The sequence below is a fragment of the Methanonatronarchaeum sp. AMET-Sl genome, assembly GCF_029854155.1.
In the GTDB taxonomy this organism is placed as follows: domain Archaea; phylum Halobacteriota; class Methanonatronarchaeia; order Methanonatronarchaeales; family Methanonatronarchaeaceae; genus Methanonatronarchaeum.
Genome location: NZ_CP122958.1, coordinates 1,423,819 through 1,438,570, shown reverse-complemented (window position 1 = coordinate 1,438,570; position 14,752 = coordinate 1,423,819). Strand labels below are relative to the sequence as shown.

At 37.4% G+C, this 14,752-nt stretch carries 18 protein-coding genes; 17 read left to right on the top strand and 1 reads right to left on the bottom strand.

The genetic code is table 11. The features are described 5' to 3' along the window. Positions 1–145: 145 nt before the first annotated feature. The gene (locus QEN48_RS07390) at positions 146–469 is read right to left on the bottom strand and encodes a hypothetical protein (protein WP_280108259.1); all 324 of its coding nucleotides are present in this window, start codon (positions 467–469) and stop codon (positions 146–148) included. 501 nt (positions 470–970) lie between these two features. Between QEN48_RS07390 and QEN48_RS07385 the strand changes: the two genes are divergently transcribed. The 17 genes from QEN48_RS07385 (at position 971) to QEN48_RS07305 (ending at position 14,711) form a co-directional block, all read left to right on the top strand. Continuing rightward, entirely contained in the window at positions 971–1,204 is a 234-nt protein-coding gene (locus tag QEN48_RS07385; protein WP_280108258.1) for a DNA-directed RNA polymerase subunit K, read from the top strand. A gap of 389 nt (positions 1,205–1,593) precedes the next feature. After that, positions 1,594–2,874 (top strand): enolase C-terminal domain-like protein, encoded by a 1,281-nt coding sequence (locus QEN48_RS07380; RefSeq protein WP_280108257.1) that lies wholly within the window; start codon positions 1,594–1,596, stop codon positions 2,872–2,874. Positions 2,875–2,896: 22 nt separating this feature from the next. Continuing rightward, positions 2,897–3,517, top strand: coding sequence for a 30S ribosomal protein S2 (gene rpsB, locus QEN48_RS07375; RefSeq protein WP_280108256.1), 621 nt, complete (start codon positions 2,897–2,899; stop codon positions 3,515–3,517). 219 nt (positions 3,518–3,736) lie between these two features. Then, the gene (locus tag QEN48_RS07370) at positions 3,737–4,513 is read left to right on the top strand and encodes an MEMO1 family protein (protein ID WP_280108255.1); all 777 of its coding nucleotides are present in this window, start codon (positions 3,737–3,739) and stop codon (positions 4,511–4,513) included. 217 nt (positions 4,514–4,730) lie between these two features. Continuing rightward, a complete protein-coding gene (gene mvk / locus QEN48_RS07365; RefSeq protein ID WP_280108254.1) occupies positions 4,731–5,699 on the top strand; it encodes a mevalonate kinase in 969 nt (322 codons plus the stop codon). Further along, positions 5,696–6,451 carry an isopentenyl phosphate kinase gene (locus tag QEN48_RS07360; RefSeq protein WP_280108253.1) on the top strand — a complete coding sequence of 252 codons (756 nt, stop codon included), beginning with the start codon at positions 5,696–5,698 and terminating at the stop codon, positions 6,449–6,451. Before mvk ends, QEN48_RS07360 begins: the two co-directional genes overlap by 4 nt. A 421-nt stretch (positions 6,452–6,872) precedes the next feature. Then, positions 6,873–7,925, top strand: coding sequence for a type 2 isopentenyl-diphosphate Delta-isomerase (fni, locus tag QEN48_RS07355; RefSeq protein WP_280108252.1), 1,053 nt, complete (start codon positions 6,873–6,875; stop codon positions 7,923–7,925). Between the two features lie 323 nt (positions 7,926–8,248). Continuing rightward, positions 8,249–9,586 carry an RNase J family beta-CASP ribonuclease gene (locus QEN48_RS07350; RefSeq protein WP_280108251.1) on the top strand — a complete coding sequence of 446 codons (1,338 nt, stop codon included), beginning with the start codon at positions 8,249–8,251 and terminating at the stop codon, positions 9,584–9,586. Positions 9,587–9,604: 18 nt separating this feature from the next. After that, positions 9,605–11,266: a glutamate--tRNA ligase gene (locus tag QEN48_RS07345; protein ID WP_280108250.1), complete on the top strand. Its 1,662-nt coding sequence runs from the start codon at positions 9,605–9,607 to the stop codon at positions 11,264–11,266. Positions 11,267–11,994: 728 nt separating this feature from the next. Beyond that, positions 11,995–12,366, top strand: coding sequence for a 50S ribosomal protein L7Ae (rpl7ae, locus tag QEN48_RS07340; RefSeq protein ID WP_280108249.1), 372 nt, complete (start codon positions 11,995–11,997; stop codon positions 12,364–12,366). Between the two features lie 84 nt (positions 12,367–12,450). Then, on the top strand, positions 12,451–12,663 hold the full coding sequence (locus QEN48_RS07335; RefSeq protein WP_280108248.1) for a 30S ribosomal protein S28e: 213 nt from the start codon (positions 12,451–12,453) through the stop codon (positions 12,661–12,663). Positions 12,664–12,671: 8 nt separating this feature from the next. Further along, positions 12,672–12,842 carry a 50S ribosomal protein L24e gene (locus QEN48_RS07330; protein WP_280108247.1) on the top strand — a complete coding sequence of 57 codons (171 nt, stop codon included), beginning with the start codon at positions 12,672–12,674 and terminating at the stop codon, positions 12,840–12,842. After that, entirely contained in the window at positions 12,843–13,259 is a 417-nt protein-coding gene (gene ndk / locus QEN48_RS07325) for a nucleoside-diphosphate kinase (RefSeq protein WP_280108246.1), read from the top strand. A 70-nt stretch (positions 13,260–13,329) separates the two neighbouring features. Next, entirely contained in the window at positions 13,330–13,680 is a 351-nt protein-coding gene (locus QEN48_RS07320; RefSeq protein WP_280108245.1) for a 50S ribosomal protein L18e, read from the top strand. 15 nt (positions 13,681–13,695) lie between these two features. Next, complete coding sequence (locus tag QEN48_RS07315; RefSeq protein ID WP_280108244.1) at positions 13,696–14,109, top strand: 50S ribosomal protein L13; 414 nt, start codon at positions 13,696–13,698, stop codon at positions 14,107–14,109. 1 nt (position 14,110) lies between these two features. After that, positions 14,111–14,512 (top strand): 30S ribosomal protein S9, encoded by a 402-nt coding sequence (locus tag QEN48_RS07310; protein WP_280108243.1) that lies wholly within the window; start codon positions 14,111–14,113, stop codon positions 14,510–14,512. Positions 14,513–14,519: 7 nt separating this feature from the next. Beyond that, a complete protein-coding gene (locus QEN48_RS07305; protein ID WP_280108242.1) occupies positions 14,520–14,711 on the top strand; it encodes a DNA-directed RNA polymerase subunit N in 192 nt (63 codons plus the stop codon). Positions 14,712–14,752: the final 41 nt, after the last annotated feature.

The window sequence follows — 14,752 nt, the reverse complement described above, 5'->3', positions numbered from 1 at the left end:
ATGTACAAAAACCTCTAAATAAAAAACTGCATGGAGTAGTTTAGTTGTTTACCAATTAATCAAAAGATCTATTTAATATAAATAATAGATGGTTGGTAGGTTTTGGTAGGTTTTAACCTGTTTTTGAGTTCTATTGGTTTTTTTGTTATTTTTTTTCGTAGTACATCATTGAGAGTACGAATACTAGTATCATTAAAGTGAAATTTAGGGCATATCCGGAGATATACAATTCAGGTATATCGACTAAGGTAGCGTATGGGGTGAAAGTTGCGAATATTAGCAATGAAACTATAAAGGCATTTCTTGTGGATCTATTTAGATCTACTTGTGCAGGTTTAGTGGATCTAAATGCTATAAATCCAAAAAAACCGAAAAAACCATAGAATGCCCAATTATCTGTGAACAAACCTAACAATCCTAAAAAACCTAATATCCATAAGTATTTGTACCAATCTTTAAGTTCAACCATAATCTTCAAACCTCTTTTCTTCTTTTAACTAGCCTACAAAGTGATGTTTTATTTGCTTTAGAAGGCTTGACAACCTTAAGATAAGTTTTTCCAAAGGCTTCAACCTCATTAGCAAAGTCGTGACAAAACCAATGTATTTCCAGCTCTATTAAAATATTTGAAAAATACCGGATTTTATAGCTATATTCGAAACATGTTTTATCTTAACTCAGGGCTAAGACCTCTTCTCTTTGAGGGGGAGGTCATTTCATTGGTTTTTAACTTAATTTTGGTCTTCATAAATAGAATTTAATTAGATTTTCTTTGTTTAGAGCTTGTTTTTGGGAACTATTTAATGGAGATGTCTGAGTTTTTGACCGGCGAACTTCTTTATTGCTTGTTTTTTCCGGTTTAGGATAGAGTTGCGGGTATGTTTTTGGTTTTAAGTCAAAAGGTTTTTATTGTTGGAGATTTAACTATGTTGGCTGAATGATTTATTTTTTCTTGTGAGGTGTCATTGTTTTGAAGTATACAAAGTTTGAAAAGGCTAGGATAATTGGGGCCAGAGCTCTACAGATATCTCTTGGTGCACCGGTTCTTGTAGAGACGGATGAGGAGATGGAGTCTATTGACATTGCTAAGAAAGAACTTGATGAAGAGGTTATACCTCTAACAGTTCGTGATAAAACTAAGAAACGTAATCATTATTTCGGTAGTTTTGATGAATATCGGGAGAGTCAAACTGAATCGACTTAAAATTTCTCTCCATTTTTTGGTGTTTTTTGAGCCAATATTTTATGGTTTTGAATAGTTTGGTTAATTTAGATGGAGTAGTTTTTGAGAGAAATTTTTAATATTTTGTTCTGGTTGATAGGTTTAAGTTGGTTTAAGTTGGTTTGTAGTGGGAAAATTAAATAATAATTACGGCCAGATATTACGAAGGCAGTTGACGTTTGTTTGGCTGAGATGTGTCGTAATTTGAAAAAAGGTTTGGACAAAATAAGGACGTCGGTATGTGTGTTTTGAAACCCAAATGGGCAGTAGAAATATAGTGTTGTGGTGTTTGGTTATGGAAGAGTGAGATTCTTTGTAAGCACCTTTTCAGCCATTTGGTTTGTTGGGTTAAGATATTGATTTAAGTGTTTATGGTTAATGTAGAAAAGTCAGGAGCAGGATCAATCAACATGAAGGGCGAAATTAAAGACATTCGGACTCGTAAGCTATTGAACAGTCGTGGTGAGGAGACTATAGAGGTTGAGGTTGATTTAGGTGGTGTTGTTGGTAGGTTTTCTTCTCCGAGTGGTGCGAGTGTTGGTGAACATGAAGCGGTTGCTTTACCGGATGGTGGCGTGGAAGAGTCTATTAGTTTGATAGAGAATGAAGTTAAACCCCGGTTGTTAGGTCGTGATGCACATGAACAATTCGAAATCGATTCTTTTTTAAGAGAAATCGATGGAACTGGAGATTTTAGTCGTTTGGGGAGCAATGCTTCAACAGCAATTTCTATAGCAACTGCTAAAGCGGCTGCTAAAAATGAAGGGATGTTTTTATATGAATATATCTCTGTTTTAGCTGGATATACCCCAAGTATGCCATTGCCATTGGGGAATATAATTGAAGGTGGTGAGCATGCTGGTGAGGGTTCTACAGAGATTCAGGAGTTTTTAACAATCCCAGTGAACCCTCCTACAGTGCAGGATGCAGTTTTTGCTAACGCTTTAGTTCACCATGAAGTTGGAGAGAGACTTTCCAACCAGATATCTAGTTTTGGTGGTGGAAAAGGAGATGAACTTGGGTGGGTAGCTCCTTTAACAACTGAAGAAGCTCTCGGAATACTTAATAAATCGATAAATAAAATCAGTGAAAAACTTGGTTTTGATATTAAAATTTCTCTTGATGTCGCTGCAAGCGAGATGTGGGATGGATCTGTATATAAATATCGTAGAGATAAAGATAGAAACACTGAAAGCCAGATAGAGTTTATAACACAATTAATAGAGGATTATGATATCTTCTACGTTGAAGACCCATTAGATGAAAATGACTACAAAGGCTTCAGCAAACTCACAGAAGAAATCGGTGACCGAGCCCTAATATGTGGAGACGATTTGTTCACAACTAACAAACACAGAATTAAGAAAGGAATGGAGATTAGAGCAGCCAACACAGTCCTAATAAAACCAAACCAAATAGGTACTTTACAGGATACATTAAAGGCAATAGAAGTTTCTAAAGAATATGATTGTTATACAGCTGTTTCCCATAGATCAGGGGAAACAACCGACCCCGCAATAGCTCACTTAGCTGTCGCGTGCTCCGAAATCATTAAAACCGGGGCAATTGGTGGTGAAAGAACCGCCAAACTAAATGAATTAATTAGAATTGAAGAAAATGGAAACATACCAGTAGCTATTACTGGAGATTAACCTAAAAAAATGAGGTGTTAAATTGGAAACACAAGACGTATTAGAAGAAAAAGAAACATTGATTCCTACTGAAGATTACTTTAAAACAGGAGTGCACATCGGAACACAGAACAAATCTAAAGACATGCAAGATTTCATCTACCATGCAAGAGATGACGGTTTATACATATTCGATATAGAGAAAACAGATCAACGAATCAAAACAGCAGCAAACTTCCTATCACAGTTTGAACCAGAAAAAATCTTAGCCGTATCCGCACGGGAATACGGAAAAAAACCAGCCGAAATGTTTGCAAAAATAATTGGTGGAAAAGCAATAGTCGACCGAATGATACCCGGAACACTCACAAACCCAAACCTAGATGTATACACAGAACCAGAAGTAGTAGTAGCAACAGACCCAATAGGAGACCAACAAGCCCTAAACGAAGCAAACACATCAGGGATACCAGTAATCGCCTTATGCGACACAAACAACATGGTTTCAAACGTAGATCTCGTAATACCCGTAAACAACAAAGGACGGAAATCACTTGCAATGGTATATTGGTTACTCGCAAGAGAAACAGTAAAAAGCCAAGGAAGATTAAGCGAACAAGACAAATTCAAATACGAACCAGAAGATTTCGAAACAGAAATCTAAACTCAAAAAACCCAGAAACCACGGGCCAAAACCCGTGGCCCAATAAAAAACCCTTGATATAGGGAAATAAAAACGCTAAAGAGAGCCCTAAATATATTTTTTAGAACACTTTCACGTTGATTCAGGGGTGAGAACTCTCCTCTCTAGGGGGATAAGGATGTCCCTGAGGTTTAGTGTGGGAACGAAAAATCTTTGTTCAAATATACAATAGAAATAAATATGAGGAATCCAGCAGTATCTGGCACCTTCTATCCCGGATCTAAAAAAGAGTTAATTGATTTTATAGAGAAAAATGTTAGCGTTACTGAATCTAGAGATGGATTGGTAGCTATTTCTCCACATGCAGGATATAGATATTCAGGTAGAGTCGCAGGAAAATCTATTTCAACTCTAAGAGATGTTGATACATACATTATTGTAGGGCCAGACCATCATGGACGTGGAGCCGCTCTATCCCTATCAAAAGATCGTTGGAAAACACCCTTGGGCGAAATCGAGGTAGATACAGGGATATCAGATAAACTAACAGATATAGCTGTATATGACTCATTGGCCCATGAACAAGAACACTCGATAGAAGTACAACTCCCCTTCTTACAATACCTCCATAAAGACTTCAAAATCGTGCCAATCTCTATGGGACTACAAGACAAGGAAACCGCTATTGAGTTATCCCAGAAAATACTAGAGATAATGGAAGAATATGAAGTAGCTTTAATTTCAAGCAGCGATTTCACACATTACGAATCAGAGAGTTCTGCAAAAAAGAAAGACAAAAAAGCTATAGAAAAAATACTAAACCTAGACATAGATGGATTTTACAACACAGTAAGAAAAAACAACATATCTATCTGCGGATATGGCCCAATAGCTGTTGCAATAGAGATTGCTAGAAACCAAGAAGTAGAAGGTGAATTACTTGAGTATACAACAAGTGCAGAAACAACCGGAGATAGAAATCAAGTCGTAGGTTACGCAGCAATAAACTTTAGATGAAAACCTGAAATAAGTTAGGGAAAACAAGGCTTTGAAAATTATCTTAAAGTGGTTTAATTTATGTTTTGATTTCGGGCTAAAACCCCTCATTAGGGTAGGGAGATAAAGGTGCCATAAATCAATCTTTCAGAGAAAAAATTAAATTATAAGTAGAAACGGGTCTGTATCTCTAATAAAGACTTAATAATCTTGAATTATCTAATCAAAGTGGTTTATAATGATTAAGTTTTCTGCACCTGGAAAAGTGTATTTATTTGGTGAACACGCCGTTGTTTATGGCGAACCAGCGTTAGCATGTGCAATAGATGAGAGAGTTTTTGTTACAGTTGAAGAGAGATCGGATAATGTAATAAAGGTTTTTTCAAATGATCTTTTTTTTAAAGACGTAACGGTAGAATTAATAAATGATGAAACTCGCTTAATCCCGGGAGAAAGAACATTAAAACCACTTGAATATGTCTTCGAATCAATTAAGGAAATTAAATCGATTGAAAAAGATATACCTGGGTTTGAGATGAATATAGAAAGCCAATTGCCTTATGGTGGAGGATTAGGTTCATCCGCAGCAGTAACCGTTGCATCAATAAAAAGTCTATCCGAATTACTAGGTTTAGAGCTAACTAAGGATGAAATAGCAGAAACTGCATACAGAGTTGAAAAAAAGGTTCAGAAAAGAGCTAGTCCATGTGATACTTTCACCTCAACAATGGGTGGTTTGACATGGGTTGAAACAGGAGAAGAATTGGAGAAAAAAGGCTCTCTAGAGATTCCTGTTGTAATTGGATTCACCGGCCAACCAGGTCCAACTGGAGTTCTAGTTGAACAAGTAAGTAGACTTAAAGAAAGTTTCCCAGAAATCATCGAGCCGGTAATAACATCTATAGGTAAAATAACCAAACAAGGCCTTCAATCAGTTAATAAAAATGATTATGATGCAGTAGGTAGATTGATGAACGTAAACCATGGACTTTTAGATTCATTGGGTGTTGGAACCCAAAAACTAAATGAAATAGTATATATAGCTCGGGAAGCAGGTGCTTCAGGAGCAAAAATAACCGGTGCTGGTGGTGGTGGCTGTATACTTGCCATAGGAAATAATTCACAAAAAATCAAGTCATCAATTAAATCAAATGGATATGAAGCATTTGAAACAAAGATAACAAGAACTGGAGTACGTGAAGAATGAAGCTACTTAAAGTAGGTGGAAGCGTTATAACAGAAAAAAATGGATATAAGTCTATCGATGAAAAAACAGTTAACAGAGTCACGAAAGAAATAGCTAAATCACCAAAAAAATTGATATTAGTACATGGAGCAGGTTCATATGGCCATCCAATAGTAAAAGAAGAAAACCTAATTAAACCCAAAAAAATAACAGAGAGAGATAGGTCTAGAAAAGCTTTAATTTCAATGGAAAAAGTTAGAAGAAGTGTTAAAGAACTAAATACATTTTTTGTAAAATCATTAAATGAACATGGAGCCCCAACCCTAACGATACACCCATCCTCATGTGTAATCTCCAAAAAAGGCCAGATAAAAAAATTCGAACTAGAATTAATCTATTCAGCAATAAAAAAAGAAATGATACCAATATTACATGGAGACATGGTATTAGATACAGAGTTCGGAGGATCCGTACTATCAGGGGACAAAATAATCTCATACATAGCTAGAAACAGCAAACTAGAAATAGATAGAATAGGAATGGCAACAAAAACACCAGTACTAAACAGTAATGGCGAAAAAATCGATAAATTCAAACAAAAACATAAAAAACACCTCAAAACATCCGAGTCAACAGACGTAACAGGTGGCATGAAAAACAAAGTAAAAGAACTCTTAGACACAAACATACCATCCTATATATTCGATGCAACAAAACCCGAATCGATAACAAAATTCCTTGAAGGCCAAAAAATAGGAACCGAAATAAAATAAACTATAAAACTATGGTTGTTAAACTATTTCCAGCAATACACTAAATTAAAGCGATTTTAGAGAATGCTCCAAATAAACCGAGTATTTCCATATGAGAAGAAAGTAAAAATTCATTGTATATTAGATTAATATTGTATTTTAAATTAAAAGAGTTAATTCGTTTCATTTATCTTGATTCAGGGCAAAGACCTCTTCCTTCAAGGAGAAGAGGATGTCACCGATATTTAAGTGAAATACCTCAGGATCAAGCCCCGAGGTACTCTGCTTGATTTCTCTGTAGATTGATGGAAATTATTTTGGAAAAGTAAATTGTTGTTTCAAGTTCTATATACAGAGTGAGTAAGTCAAGTTTGGTTAAATCGAATGGTTACTAAATCTTTAATCTAAATTAAGAATATTTTGGTAGATAGAGAGGTCAATGATGAAGATAACCGATAGGAAACTAGAACATCTCTATGTGAGTAAGAAATATGATGTTGAGTCGGGAAGTACCGGTTTTCAGGATGTAACGTTATTGCATAAAGCATTACCCGAAGTTGATAAAAACGAGGTTGATACAACTACAACATTTCTTAACAAAAAACTTGATTTTCCATTTGTAATTCCAGCAATTACTGGAGGCCATCCGAACTTGAGAGATGTAAATAGAAGATTGGCTATAGCTGCTGAGAAATTAAATATAGGTATTGGTGTTGGTAGTCAGAGAGCAGCTATTGAAAATGATTCATTGGCTGGTTCACTTAAAATTGTTTCAGAATATGCTCCTAACGCTCTTAAAATAGCTAATTTAGGGGCACCACAATTCGCAGATGGATATGGTGTTGAAGAAGCCTATCAAGCTATAGATATGATAGACGCGGATGTATTCTGCATCCACCTAAATTTTCTACAGGAAGCCATTCAGTTAGAGGGAGACACAAATGGAAAGGGAGTTATAGATGCTATTGAAAACCTTTCCAACCGACTAGATATTCCGGTGATGGTTAAAGAAACAGGTGCTGGAGTCTCAAGGCCTGTAGCAGAACTGCTTAGAGATGCTGGGGTTGATGCAATCGATGTAGCGGGTCTTGGAGGCACCGATTGGACAATAATTGAAAGTATACGGGCTAGGAATGAAGGAAATATATTAAAAGAGCAGTTGGGTCAGACATTTAGTGGTTGGGGGATACCTACTGCGGTAAGCCTTTTAGAGGCAGATGTGAACTTACCGATCATGGCTAGTGGAGGAATAAGGTCTGGTATAGATATAGCGAAAAGCATTGCATTAAACGCTGATGTAGCAGGGTCAGCACTACCATTAGTAGAGCCAGCAACAAAAGATATTGAAAACCTGACAAAACGAATAAACCAATTAAAAGAAGAGTTAATAATAGCAATGTTTTTAACTGGTTCAAAAAACATTTCAGAACTTAAAGAAACACCCAAAGTGATTACAGGCGAAACAAAAGAATGGATAAAAGAAAGATCACTATAAAAAAACCAAGCATTAACCTCTTGAAATAAACGTTATACATTTCAATCAATTAAACCTAAAAACTATCTTTTAGTTTGGAGCTATTGTTCTCCCAACATCCTGAATTGATTGAGAAATTATAAAAACAAATAAGAACCAATTAACTCGAACGAAACAAGAAACATGGTTTTTCATCTAAGTAAGATATAGATGGAATATTGACTTAATGAATTAACCAATTATTTTATTAATTAAAATTCACCCAAATTGGGTACTAAGCACTAATGAGTGTTTTCTAAAAAAATGATATATAAACAGAAAAACAAGAAAAAGGAGTAAAAAACATGGATATAGGAATTAAAGCAATTGGAGGATACGAAGAAGTTGGAAAGAATATGACTGCGGTTAGAGTAGGTGACGAGATGGTCATATTTGACATGGGTCTTCATTTAGACAGAGTCCAGATACACGAAGAAACCCAGACAGAGAGGATGCATTCCCTTGACTTAATCGATATTGGAGCGATACCTGATGACACAATACTGAACAGTTTCAATGGTGATGTTGTAGGAATCGTTTGTTCCCATGGTCATCTAGACCACGTTGGAGCAATATCAAAACTTGCTCACAGGTATGACGCACCTATAATAGCAACGCCATTCACTGCAGAGATAATAAAGAAAGAAATACGTTCAGAAGTTAAGTTCAAGGTCGACAATCCGGTGTATGAACTGGAAGCAGGACAACACTACCTACTAAGTCCTGACATAGAACTTGAGTTCATAAGAACACAACACAGCATACCTGATTGTGTATTACCAGTAATACACACACCTAAAGGAGCTGTTTTGTATGGCCTTGATTTTAAACTGGATCGAAGGCCAGTTCTAGGTGAAGAAACAGACGTAAAGAGACTGAAAGAATTAAGCGATGAAAATGTAGTAGCGGCAATAGTCGACTCCACCAACGTAATGGATGAAGGAAAAACACCATCAGAGTCTATAGCGCGAGAAATGGTGTGGGATACATTACATGAAGCAGAAAACGAAGATGTAGGGGTTTTTGTAACAACATTTTCATCACACATAGCCAGAATCAAATCAATTATAGAAGCTGCTGAAGAAATGGATAGAAGACCTGTATTATTAGGTCGTTCAATGGAGAGATATACAGGAACAGCTGAAGAGATGGGTATAGTGTCTCTACCAGACAATGTAGGGATATATGGAACCCCTCAAGGTAGAGATCAGATATTAAGGAAAATAAAAAAAGAAGGCCGAGAAAACTATCTAATAATCTGCACCGGACATCAAGGAGAGCCTGGCGCAACCTTAACAAGACTTGCAGACGGTACATTACCACTTAAAATCAATGAAAAAGACCACGTAGTGTTTTCAGCCAAAGTAATACCAAACCCATTAACCAGAGCAAACAGATACTCGCTAGAAACAAAACTAAAAATGCAGGGAGCAAGGCTGTTTAAAGAAGTACACGTATCTGGCCATGGATCAAAACAAGACAACTACGACTTAATCGATATGGTGCAACCAGACCACATAATACCTGCACACGGCGACCTCAACATGAACAGTGCCTATGCCGAACTAGCTGAAAGCATGGGATATTGCTTCAGCGAAGATGTACATATACTTAGAAACGGTCAGGAACTCGTTTTGGGATAAAAAACCCGGTGACCTTTCATGAGAGAAGATATCGAGAAATATTCACTAGCAAATGCCATAGATTATGGTGGAGAAGCTGATGTAGGAGCCGTTATGAGCCGTATAATGGGGGAACGCGAAGACCTCAGAGAAAAAGCAGCGGAAGTAAAACAAACAGTAAAAGAAGTTATCAATGAAATCAACAAAATGTCAATTGAAGAACAACGGAAAAAACTACTCGAAATAGCGCCAGAAATACTCGAAGAAGAAAAAGAAAAAGAACAAAAAGACCTACCCGACCTACCTGGCGAAACTGAAAACGTAAGAATGCGTTTTGCACCAAACCCAAGCGGACCCCTCCACTTAGGTCACGCAAGAGCAGCAATACTCAATGATGAATACGTAAAGAGATACAACGGCGATTTCATACTAAGAATCGAAGACACCGACCCCAAAAGAGTATACCCTCCAGCATACCAGATGATCGAAGAAGACATAAAATATCTAGAAATCGATGTAGACGAAAAAATTATACAAGGAGAGAGAATCGAGACATACTACAAATACGCTACAGAACTAATCAAGAAAGATAAAGCATATGTATGTGAATGTCCGGCAGAAAAATTCAGAAAACTTAAAAAACAAGGAAAAGCCTGTAACTGTAGAAACCAAACCCCAGAAAAAAACCTAGAACTATGGAACAAAACACTTGAAGGCGAATACAGAGAAGGAGAAGTGGCACTCCGAATAAAGACATATCTAAACCATCCGGATCCAGCAATAAGAGAATGGCCTGCCTTCAGAGTAGTAGACCAAGAACACCCAGTATATGGAGACAAATACCACGCATACCCCTTAATGAATTTCTCAGTAGCAATCGATGACCACCTAATGGACATATCCCATATAATCAGAGGAAAAGACCACATACCAAACATGATAAGACAAGAATTCATATTCGACTACTTCGATTGGAAAACCCCAGAATACATACACCACGGAACACTATCAATCGAAGGCGTAGAACTATCAACAAGAAACATAAAAAAAGGAATCGAAGAAGACAAATACAACGGTTGGGCCGACACAAGACTAGGAACATTAAGAGCTCTCAAAAAAAGAGGAATACAGCCAGAAGCAATTAGAACAGCCATGAAAGGACTAGGAGTTTCAGAAGTAAACTCAAAATTCAGTTGGACCACACTATACGCAGAAAACAGAAAAATAATAGACAAAAAAGCAGATAGATACTTCTTCGTACCAAACCCCATAGAAATAGAGATAAAAGACGCAGAACAATACACCGCAACACCACCACTACACCCAGACCGAGAAGAAACAAGACAAATAGACGTACCCAAAAACCCTACACTACTGATACCAAAACAAGACGCAGAAAAAACCGAAAAAGGAGATATTGTACGGCTAAAAGACCTATACAACATAAAAATAACCGATAAAGGAAAAGCAATATACACCGGAAACAGCCTGAAAGTACTACAAGAAGGAGCCGACATAATACAATGGACAACAAAAGACAACATACCACTAAAAATAATAAAACAAGGCGAAATCGAAGAAGGCGTAGCAGAAAAAACAATCCAAAACATCAAAAAAGACGAAATAATCCAGTTTGAAAGATATGGATTCGTAAAACTACACCAAAAAAACCCCTTCAAAGCCTATTACGCCCACAGGTGAAGTGACCTTTACCTAAAGAGGGGAAGGCTTCCATCCGACCTTATCCTAGCAGAGGGGTTTGCTATAACATCATGCTTCTCTCACAAACCTAATCAACATATAAATATACTTTGAGAGAAGTTTGGATTAAGACAAATAGCTTATATATCATACTCGTGATAGGTTTTTATTCATCTCTGGTAGCCTTTCACACCCCCCATAGATCCTCCATAGAACACAAATGTTCTGGATTGGGGGTTACCTAATACATCTTTTCGATGTCGGTCTCAAGCTATAGATAGTATCCCTTGAGACACTATCGAGTTGCTTTTTGTTTGAAAGGACGGACAACTCAACCAACTGCCAAATATCGGTGTGTTCAGACCACTTAACTTTTTACTATCGGGCTGCAGTCCCCCCTCCGTGAACAAAGAGGGTCTTAGCCCTGTTTTAGGATAATCAACAAAACAAACACAAAAACAAACCACCAACACCGAAAGAAGTATATATTTTTGGGGATATGAGTTGTGTGGATCGGTTAAATCAACTCGCTTCCTTTTGCTATATACTTGATCCTTATTTTAAGGTCCTCTGGGCAAAACAAAAAAGCCCAAATAAGTTAATAGGCAAAAGGTTCAATAAGGTTGAAAGTGCATTTCTATCGGCGTCAAACCAAACCATTTATGGTGCGGCGATGATGCAACAGACCGATGAATTATGATGACAATTTGTCTAAAGGAGGTAATCTAATGTCCAAAGTATATGTTAAATTTGATGTTCCACAAGAGATTTCCGATAAAGCGCTAGAAGCAGTAGAAGTAGCAAAAAACACAGGAAAAATTTCTAAAGGCACAAACGAAGTAACAAAGTCACTAGAAAGTGGTTTAGCTGAACTAGCAGTAATAGCAGAAGACGTAGAGCCTGAAGAAATAGTAGCACACCTACCGATACTAGCGGAAGAAAACGAAGTTCCCTACGTATATGTATCAAGCCAAAATGACCTCGGCGCAGCCGCAGGCCTTAACAACGTATCTTCAGCATCCGTAGTAATAGTTGATAGTGGTGAAGCCGACGACCTAATAAAAGAGATTTCAGAAAAAACAGACGAACTCAGAGAGTAAAAACAACTAAAAAAACCGGCCACCCAATATAAACGACCGGAAGTAAAGAAATAAATAAAAAAAATAAAAAAATGTTTGATAAAAATGACGGATGATGAAGCAACACCCGCAGAGGTTATAGAGGTCCTTGAAAGAACCGGTATGCATGGAGAAGCAGTTCAAGTAAAATGCCGGATCTTAGAAGACAACAATAAGGGCCGAATAATCACTCGGAACGTAATGGGGCCAGTGCGTGAAGGCGACATACTAATGTTAATCGACACATCCAGAGAAGCAAAAGACATATCAGCAAGGTGATAAGGTTGGTGAAAGACCGAGAATGTAGTTTCTGTAGCGATTCAATACCACCAGGGAGAGGCAAAATGCATGTCCAGAATTCAGGGAGAGTCTACTACTTCTGCTCCTCTAAATGTGAGAAAAACATGGTAAAGCTAGGTAGAAAATCTAAAGACATCGAGTGGACATCCGGTGATTAAATGCGAACATTCCTAGCAGTAAAGCCAGATGGAGTAGAGAGAGGACTCATAGGCGAAGTAATAAAGAGAATTGAAGACAAAGGCCTCAAAATAATAGGCCTCAAAATGATATGGCTTGACAGAGAAAAAGCCGAAGAACACTATGCAGAACATAAAGGCAAAGACTTTTTCAACGAGTTAATCGAATACATAACATCTAAACCGATTGTAGCAATGGCAATAGAAGGACCAGATGCAGTTCCAGTAGTAAGAAACTTGATAGGAACAACAAATCCCGCCGAAGCCAACCCAGGAACAATCAGAGGCGACTATGGATTAGAGATAAGCGAAAACATAGTTCACGCAGCAGACTCACAAGAAAACGCAGAACGAGAACTAAATCTATACTTCAACGAAGAAGAATTTCAAGAATACTAAAAAAACCCCCGGATCAATCCCGAACAAAAAACGGGAAACTCGGACATAAAAAAACAATAAGGATGATATTATGATTAAAAATCCAGGCACCATAAACCTAATAAACGAACTTAAAAAGAAATCAAGAGAAGAAGAAAGCAATCTTTGGAGAGACATAGCAAGAAGACTAGAAAAACCACAAAAAAACTATGCTGAAGTCAACCTAAGCAAAATCGAAAGACACGCCGAAGACAACCAAGAGATAATAATCCCAGGAAAAGTCCTTGGAGCAGGAAGAATTAACAAAGAAGCTACAATAGCCGCAATTAAATTCTCAAACACAGCAAGAGAAAAAATAGAGAGAGCAGGAGGAGAAACAATCACGATTCAAGAACTAATGGAGCAAAACCCCTCCGGAACAGGGATAAAAATCATAAAATAAACAGAGGTGAACAAAATGAAGATCATAGATGCCGATGGCGCAATACTAGGAAGACTCGCAACCGAAGTCTCAAAAAAAGCACTAGATGGAGAAGAAATAGTCATAGTAAACGCAGAAAAAATAGCGGTAACAGGCAACAAAGAACAAATCTACCAAAAATACAAAGAAAGATACGACAGAGGAAGCAAAGACTGGGGACCACATTACCCAAGAGTACCAGATCAAATCGTCAAGAGAACAATAAAAAGTATGTTACCAAAAAAGCCAAGAGGCAAAGAAGCACTCAAAAATATCAAAGTAAACATGGGCGTACCAATAGAATACGAAGACGCCGAATTCAATAACCTCGAAATCAAATATATTGACGAATTAAGAGGAAACAACTACATAAGAATAAAAGACATCAGCAAATACTTAGGTTGGTCTTAAAATGGATAAAATTGTACAATCAAGTGGAAAAAGAAAAAACGCTATCGCAAGAGCAACATTCAAAGAGGGGGAAGGAAAAGTATACCTAAACAACAAACCCCTCGAAATAATAGAACCAGAGCTACGGAGATTAAGAATAAAAGAACCACTAATAATAGCAGGAGAAAAAGCTGAAAACATCGACATAAAAATAAAGGTCGAAGGCGGAGGAACTTCAGGCCAAGCAGACGCAGCAAAAACAGCAATAGCAAAAGGACTAGTAAAATACACAGAAGACGACGAACTAAAACAAGCATTCCTAGATAGAGATAGAAGCTTCCTAATAAACGACCCAAGACAAAAAGAAAGAAAGAAAGCTGGTGGAAGAGGCGCAAGAGCCAGAAGACAAAAATCTTACAGGTGAACACCAAATGATGATCCCCGTCAGATGCTTCACCTGCGGCAAAGTAATCGGAAGCTCCTGGGAAGAATTCAAAGAAAGAAGACAAAAAGGAGAAGAACCAGGAGAAATACTCAACGACCTAGATATAGAACGATACTGCTGCCGAAGAATCTTCATCGCCCACCAAGATCTAATAGACGAAATCGCCCCATACCACTAAAAACAACAAAGAACGCGCCAGGCTAGTTCAACACCCCAAGA